Here is a 7,299-nt window from a genome sequence, read left to right on the forward strand (position 1 = left end):
TTCCCGAATAAGAAATGCAGCACAAAAGAGCATGAACCCCACAAACCCATTACCCCGCTAAAAGGGATGCATATTCAAATCAACAATCAATATTAAACAGCTTAAAAGTGTAAAAATTCTTAAAAACAGAAAATCATATCTGTTCACAATTTATTCACAATATGTTACTATAATTGTAACAATTTGCATTATCAAATAATTCCTATAAAGGATGGGATTGTATGAAAATCAAACAATACGGATTATTAATCTTTTCAATCATCATTGCCATAATCGGTCATTTCCAAGTATCCACAAGCGTACAGCCAAAAGGGATTGAAGTTTATTCTAACCCTTCTGTCTTATCAAGCATCTCAAACGGAGTTTTCTTAGGCGGCGTCCTTTTCTTCGTCGGAATGGGCATTCTATTCTACTCTCTTTATCATATTGTGAAAGAGACCGCTTAAATGACATAAAAGCCTCCCGCAGACTTCATGCGGAGGCTTTTTTTGTGGCAAATAATGATTTTTGGCTTTTCTTATATATAGTACAATAAAGACATCTTAAGTATTCCTTTTTATCAGCCTCCATAAAGCCTGGATGGAGGTCTTTACATGTAACAAAATTAAAGCTGATGCTCTTGTTTTAGTATTCAAAGATTAAAAATAAACAACGAGCATCACAATCAAACTGACAACGGTGTAAAGAACTGCCCCATAAAAAACCCCGCCTACATGAACCCTCAACTGATTATCTTCTTTTTGTACCTTCCATACTGCCTCACTCACTTCAAGGGTGGTGTTTTTTGATAAAAAACCTCCGCTGCTATTAAAGAGAAACAATATACCAGTTAAACCTAAACCAATAAAAAAGCTCCATTCTGTGTACGAAAAAGGTATCATTTCACTTGCCATCCAGACAGCTAGACCAATAATGATCGAGGTAACCATTGTCCATCTTATGATTCTCTTCATTTACTCCCTCCTCCTATGTTCTATAAGTAATACGAATAATTTTCAAAATAGTTACAAATTTACAAATTATTATGCAGATTGATAGTGATGAATCCTATTTCCCTTTATCCTAGTCCCCCACATCAAGATTTATGTTTCTGAAGCTCAGAACCAGCTCATACAGCCCCTAGGAGATTCCATCCCCCTTCTTCAAGAACTGACATCATCCTCTCGCACTAAAGAAAAACCTCCATCCTTCCACATTTCGCCTGCCCCTTCCTCCTTCTTTGCCCCGCTCCCACGCTTATTCTCCACCATTTTCGTTTTCCTTCATATATAAAGGCGAATTCCGCTAGAAAAGAGCCCCCTCTGATGAATAACAACTTGTTTTGATAGCTTTTGTCATGAGGCAGGAAAAGTTTGGTCTGGATGAAGAATACATGACACAAGAGAAAAATAATTCCAATTACAAGTTGAAGGGACTGTTTAAATATGAAGGACAATCAAATTCTAAGAGCATTTTCTATTAAAGAGGTTTCACGGAAGATTAATGTACCTGCAGGGACAATCCGCCAGTGGGAGAAGGACTTAACAGGGGTATTGGTCATTCCCCGTTCAAAGCAGGGCTCACGTTTTTATACAGAGGTAGAAATCGCGATCTTAAAAAGAATTAAGGAAATGCGGGATAAGAATTTAAGCAAGGATATCATTAAAGAGATGCTTCAGAAGCATCTGAAGGATGGACAAAACCTCAGTAATCATGCCAATTCGAACCCTCCTTCCGAAGCATCCGCACCCGCAGCCTCTACTTCTGTTGCTGTTGTTGAGAAGCCGGCTGAGCCGAAGCTTGAGGAGTTTCTTCATGCCATGGATGCCTATAAGACGCAATTCATGAAGGAAATGAGCAATGAGATGCGTAATAACCGCAACATGATGATCGAGGAGGTCAAGAAAGAGATTTCGCAGGGGTCTATCGATACAATCAAAGGTTTATCAAAATCCATTCAGCGTTCTTCCTTGAAAACGAACAGCGAGCTGAAAAAGCTTTCTCAGAACGTTTCGAATTCTTCAGAACGTACATCCGAAACGGTCGAAACCTTGACTCGGAGTATTGCGAGATCTTCAGAGGGGGCCTTCGAATCGTTCTCCAAACGGATCTCGGAAGCAGCGGCTGATGGCTATCGTGAGCTATTATCAGATCTCTCATCCTCCGTTTCAGAGGCTCAACACGAAATCAAAAGCGTGACGGAGGCCATTTATCAGGACCGGGAACAATATTTTGAGACGATGAACAAGGAGCTTGAGCAATACAGACATGATATCAAGCAGCGGGAAGAGGCGTTCCAGCAAATGGTCACAAGCTTCCGTGATGCAGCACCGACGAAAGAAAAGGAGAAAGAAAAAACGAAACCAATTAAGCTAAAGGAGCATAAAAAGGAAAAGGCAAAGGACAAGCTGAAAACCGTACAAAGCAAAGCCTCCAAAAAGGCTCCTGTTCAAGAAGCCGCACCAGCGGAAAAAAAGTGGTGGAGTTTCCGAAGAAAAAGCAAATAAACAACTGTAAATCTTAAGGATAAATCTAAAGAAAAAGAAAGGTGAAAAGATGATGAATACGAATGATATTGCCAGTGCATTGGGCATTTCCTCAAGCACGGTGAAACGATGGGTAAAACAATTAGGCATCGAACCGAGCCGTAATGCCAAAGGTCACTTTATCTACACACAAAGCGAGTTTGACCAGCTTCAAGCCTTTCATCAGGATCAGCTGAAGCAGGAGAATCCAATCTCATTCCTTCCAGCTGAGAAGGATGAGCAAGTCCTCAAGCTTGAAGATAAGATTCAAGCCCTAGAGTTGCAGCTCTACAATAAAGCGGATGGTGTCACTTCTGTCCAGCTGCTGCAGCACCGCCGTGAGATTGAAGATTTGCTCATTGTCGTCGATAAGCTTGAAGAACGAATTGAACAGCTTGAGACACAAATGAATAAATCAAAAAAACCGCCTGCGAAGGTTGAGCCCATCTCACTAGACGTCCCCTCCACCTTAAAGCGTAAGAAAAAACGTAAAATTATGAGTATGATGTTTGGCTTATAGAAATAAACAGCTGGGGTCCTTCCCCAGCTTTTATTATGCCAGTATTCTAATCCATTTGATATCAAGCAGCTAACGATATGGTACAATGTCATACAGACGCTCAGAGTTGCGCGGTTTATAAACTTCCGTGATTAATCCGTACCTTTTAGGCCTTTTCCAAAGGATGGTGCCATCCTCCTCTGCTTCCTTTTCCATTCACCTCTTCATCATGAACTTGCATGTTTAGCCATTTAATACATATATATAATGTAGATTCCCTCCGTCTATGACATTATCTTCTTTTTGACGTATGATAGCTTTTGCCATTATGATTAGGAGTTAAGAGATTATGTTTGTGAGATACATACATTTATAGAAAGAGGTTTATCCTATATGGACTCAACTTTATTATTAGCCTTTTCTCTGACCTTGATGGCGGGATTGGCTACAGGGATTGGAAGCTTACTTGCCTTCCTGACGACCCGCACGAACAAAGCATTCCTATCGATATCACTTGGCTTTTCTGCCGGTGTCATGATTTATGTATCAATGGTCGAGATATTTGTTAAGGCGAAGGATGCCCTCGTTAATGAGCTTGGGTATGAACGAGGCTATACCATGACTGTGCTCGGTTTCTTCTTCGGAATTCTGTTGATTGCCTTTATTGACAGGGTTATTCCAAAGCAAGGGAATCCCCATGAACCAAAGAAGATCGAGGATATGAATAAACCGGCCAGTGAGATTCATAATCAGGAGCTAATGAAGATGGGTGTGTTCACAGCTCTTGCGATTGGCATTCATAACTTTCCGGAAGGAATTGCCACCTTTACTTCAACACTGCAAGACCCTGGGCTAGGCATTGCCATTGCCATAGCGATTGCGATCCATAACATCCCAGAAGGAATCGCCGTCGCTGTTCCCATCTATTTTGCGACAGGCAACAAAAAGAAGGCATTCAAGCTATCCTTCCTCTCTGGACTGGCAGAACCTGTCGGCGCCCTGTTCGCGTATTTAATTCTCATGCCATTCTTAACTGATTTAATGTTCGGATTCATTTTTGCAGCGGTAGCTGGAATTATGGTCTTCATTTCACTTGATGAACTATTGCCGGCTGCGAAGAAATACGATGAAAGCCACCATGCTATCTATGGACTTATTGCAGGCATGGCTCTCATGGCAGTCAGCCTTCTGCTTTTCATCTAACCAAAAAACGATGTCACCAAAATGAAAGGTGACATCGTTTTTTCATGTATTCATTTAACCGAGGGATGTGTATCTTTTTATGGCAGACTGCAAGGTACCTGAAGTAAGAGCTCTTTCCTCAAAGGAGATTCCGAGAGTAACCATTTGGCGGACAATTTCAGGTCGCAATCCAGTTATGACGGGCTTACATCCCATCATGGTCGTTCCGTCAATCATCTTCAAGAAGTGATCAATGATATTGCCGTCCATTTCAGCAATACCAGAAAGATCAATGATTAGTGTCTCAATATGTAAGTCTCCGATTGCATTAAAGACCTTCTCCTCGATAATTTTGGAACGCTGGTCATCCAAGATCCCGATCAGCGGCAAAATACACATATCCTCCGTAATAGGGATAATTGGAACAGATAAATTCTCAACGAGCTGTTTCTGCTTCTCGAGCAGCTTATCCTTGTAGTCAGAATAACAAATAAAGAACGTATTCAAGAATTGATCCAATTGATCGTTAATTTGTTTTTCAAGGATAAAGAAATCATCCGGTTCAAACGGCATATGGCGCTCGTCAAGGAATTTATGCAGCAAATTCCACAATGTTCTTCGGATGGCCTGCACCCACTCAAGCTTGAACGTCAAGCTAATCGAATGTGTCGCCCATGCAATTCCTTCCTGCTTGGCAAAATCTCGTACATCTTGATCGCTTTGATCCATGACATACATGACAAGTTTATGGGCATTGTTTAACAAATCAATATTGCCAATCAACAATATTTCCTCAATCTTATCCCTAACATTAACCGCCTCTGAAAGTAATTGCTCTTCAAAATAATCCCGATTTTCCTGGAAATAGTTTTTTATATACGTACCTGTTTCAAAGGCTGCTTCCACTTCAAGTACCTCCTAAATGAATTATAATTACCAGAATTTTAACAAACTAACAGACTATCGGTAAACTAGTTTGCTTATTGTATTGCCAACTAGGCTTTTTCCCTTATTCATCCCTCTCACAGATCCGTATTTTCTCAGACAGCTTCATCCGCACTTCCTCCAGCACAGCGGCTTCAAGGGGCACAGCATCCAAATCCTCTTTGTAAAATTCAGCAAAATCCTGCCCTTCATATCTAGGAATTATATGGAGATGAAAATGCGTCAATTCATCAAATACCCCTCCGTTCTGACATACCGTAATTCCATCTGGCCGATATAATTCCCTGATTGCACGCGTGACCATCTTTGCAGCTTGGAAAACCGAGCTTGCAGCGGCTTCGTCCAAGTCATCCAAGAAACGAGCATGCCTTTTAGGCAGTATGAGAACATGACCTTCATTAAACGGCATATAATCCAAAATGCAGGAGACATCCTCATTCTCCCAAATTAAATAGACAGTTCTTTGATGATTGGCCAATTGACATCCTAAGCAGTTCATCCAATCGTTCCCCCTTTATGCATGACGAACATTTTATACCTAAAAAAGAAAAAGAGCTCAACTCCCAACGAATTGAACTCTAAATATGGAAGATGAAAAATGATCTATCTATGAAGCTTCCACATTCAAGATGGATATTCCGTCATCCCCATCATATATATAGTGTAACCCACTTTCTCTTTTCGGAGGAGATTTATGGTCAGAATAAAACAATTATATGGAATTCTTGCGCTGAATCTATTTATTTTATTACCATTACTGTTTGAAACCTACAATCCTTCCTTATCCATTTCCTTTTCAGCACTTGGCGGTATCGTTTGTCCGCTCATCAGTATCCTATCAATCTTCCTGCTGGCCAGACCGCCTCATTCCTGGACGATTCATCGATTTATCGCCATGGCTGGTCACAGTATAATTCTTCTTTACGTATTAGTGCTAATCATCTTTATCTAACTTGATTAAACCGTACTATTAGCAGCAGAATGACTCCGCTTTTGAATAGCATTGACACCCATGACAACAGCAATCATCTCTCCAATCTCTATATCTTGCTTGTCCTGGCTCATCTCAAAAGCCGGTGTGCTGAAGATGGAATTCACTTTCTTAAATTGGCCAACCCGCTTTCCATTCTCTTGAAAGATTTCATACGTTTTGGAGAAAGTTTCTGACTCAATGCGGTATATTCCCCTCTTATGTGCGGTATATTCATATTTCTTTGTAAAGAAACTAAAACGGGCTCGAACAAATCCCAGCTCTTCGCCCGCTTGGTTCGTTACCACCCATTTATTGCTGAAGATAGGAAATTTCCCGCTGATCAAAACATTCCCCTTTAGATCGAGCACATCAATCGTTGAGGTGAATGCACTCTTCAAATCGAGTTTCCCGACGACCTCTTTATTCTTTGTATAAATATCTTTCTGGCCGGTGGAAAAGAAACTGTCCGAAAAATATAGATGTGAATAATTCATCTAACCGCCCCCCTTCTCCGAATAAAAGACATCTTCCACGGCATGCGTTCAATGCACTGACTGCACCTACAATCAACATAACTAACAACCAAAAATGTCTTCACCATTTCTTTCTACATCCATAATCCTGATTCCTGCCCTTCCAAACAATTAATGCAGAAGGATTATACTTACTCATTTACTGCAAGCCTTGCAGTCTCAAATATGAACCCATAATTAGGTGGTGTAAGGATGGATTGGAACTTATTTGCCTCCATTGCGATAGCCGTGTTTCTCATCCGTTGGGACCAGAAGAGGTTAACCCTTTTCTCCCTATGCAGAGAATTATCCATACTCGCATTGATTATATTTCTTCTATCCCAATATTTAGAGAAAGCACGTATTACGTTCTCTCCTTTCTCCCATATTCCTGATTCGATTGAGGTTTGGATAGCCGCATGTATCTTGAGCAGCTTCGTTCTCTGTTTATTTCATAAGGGTTGGCAATCATTCATGCAAACGAAGACAAATAAATAAGAAAAGGGTGTGATGAACATTCCTCGGTTCATATAGCACAGGCTATGGGAGCCGGCGTACATGCTCCTCCAATCTAGTCAATTGGCCATACTAAGAATCACAACGACATGTTCAAACGAGAAAATGAGATATAAAAAAACTGAAGACAATGGGCTTGTCTTCAGTTCGGTCTCAATAAGAATCTAT

General features: G+C 40.7%; 10 protein-coding genes. 6 read left to right on the plus strand and 4 right to left on the minus strand.

Annotation, left to right across the window (positions count from 1 at the left end; genetic code table 11):
• Positions 1-221 precede the first annotated feature (221 nt).
• The gene (locus tag ACI35L_RS13440; RefSeq protein ID WP_049671247.1) at positions 222-446 is read left to right on the plus strand and encodes a hypothetical protein; all 225 of its coding nucleotides are present in this window, start codon (positions 222-224) and stop codon (positions 444-446) included.
• Between the two features lie 192 nt (positions 447-638).
• Here the strand turns inward: ACI35L_RS13440 and ACI35L_RS13445 are convergent, their stop codons facing one another.
• A complete protein-coding gene (locus ACI35L_RS13445) occupies positions 639-953 on the minus strand; it encodes a hypothetical protein (protein WP_439803098.1) in 315 nt (104 codons plus the stop codon).
• Positions 954-1,424: 471 nt separating this feature from the next.
• Between ACI35L_RS13445 and ACI35L_RS13450 the strand changes: the two genes are divergently transcribed.
• From ACI35L_RS13450 to zupT, 3 genes are all read left to right on the plus strand, one after another.
• On the plus strand, positions 1,425-2,486 hold the full coding sequence (locus ACI35L_RS13450; protein ID WP_049671249.1) for a MerR family transcriptional regulator: 1,062 nt from the start codon (positions 1,425-1,427) through the stop codon (positions 2,484-2,486).
• A 49-nt stretch (positions 2,487-2,535) separates the two neighbouring features.
• Complete coding sequence (locus ACI35L_RS13455; RefSeq protein ID WP_082197130.1) at positions 2,536-3,024, plus strand: MerR family transcriptional regulator; 489 nt, start codon at positions 2,536-2,538, stop codon at positions 3,022-3,024.
• Positions 3,025-3,396: 372 nt separating this feature from the next.
• Entirely contained in the window at positions 3,397-4,206 is an 810-nt protein-coding gene (gene zupT / locus ACI35L_RS13460) for a zinc transporter ZupT (RefSeq protein WP_049671251.1), read from the plus strand.
• 54 nt (positions 4,207-4,260) lie between these two features.
• Here the strand turns inward: zupT and ACI35L_RS13465 are convergent, their stop codons facing one another.
• Both ACI35L_RS13465 and ACI35L_RS13470 read right to left on the minus strand, forming a co-directional pair.
• Positions 4,261-5,091, minus strand: a complete 831-nt coding sequence (locus tag ACI35L_RS13465) for an STAS domain-containing protein (protein WP_439803099.1) — start codon at positions 5,089-5,091, stop codon at positions 4,261-4,263.
• Between the two features lie 103 nt (positions 5,092-5,194).
• Positions 5,195-5,629: an HIT family protein gene (locus ACI35L_RS13470; RefSeq protein WP_049671253.1), complete on the minus strand. Its 435-nt coding sequence runs from the start codon at positions 5,627-5,629 to the stop codon at positions 5,195-5,197.
• Between the two features lie 195 nt (positions 5,630-5,824).
• Here ACI35L_RS13470 and ACI35L_RS13475 point away from each other — a divergent pair, with 195 nt between their 5' ends.
• Complete coding sequence (locus ACI35L_RS13475; RefSeq protein ID WP_049671254.1) at positions 5,825-6,082, plus strand: hypothetical protein; 258 nt, start codon at positions 5,825-5,827, stop codon at positions 6,080-6,082.
• Between the two features lie 5 nt (positions 6,083-6,087).
• Here the strand turns inward: ACI35L_RS13475 and ACI35L_RS13480 are convergent, their stop codons facing one another.
• Positions 6,088-6,597: a hypothetical protein gene (locus ACI35L_RS13480; protein WP_049671255.1), complete on the minus strand. Its 510-nt coding sequence runs from the start codon at positions 6,595-6,597 to the stop codon at positions 6,088-6,090.
• A gap of 231 nt (positions 6,598-6,828) precedes the next feature.
• On the opposite strand from ACI35L_RS13480, the gene ACI35L_RS13485 reads away from it, so the two are divergent.
• Positions 6,829-7,113, plus strand: coding sequence for a hypothetical protein (locus ACI35L_RS13485; RefSeq protein ID WP_049671256.1), 285 nt, complete (start codon positions 6,829-6,831; stop codon positions 7,111-7,113).
• Positions 7,114-7,299 lie beyond the last annotated feature (186 nt).

The organism is Pradoshia sp. (assembly GCF_051873915.1).
Taxonomy (GTDB): domain Bacteria; phylum Bacillota; class Bacilli; order Bacillales; family Pradoshiaceae; genus Pradoshia.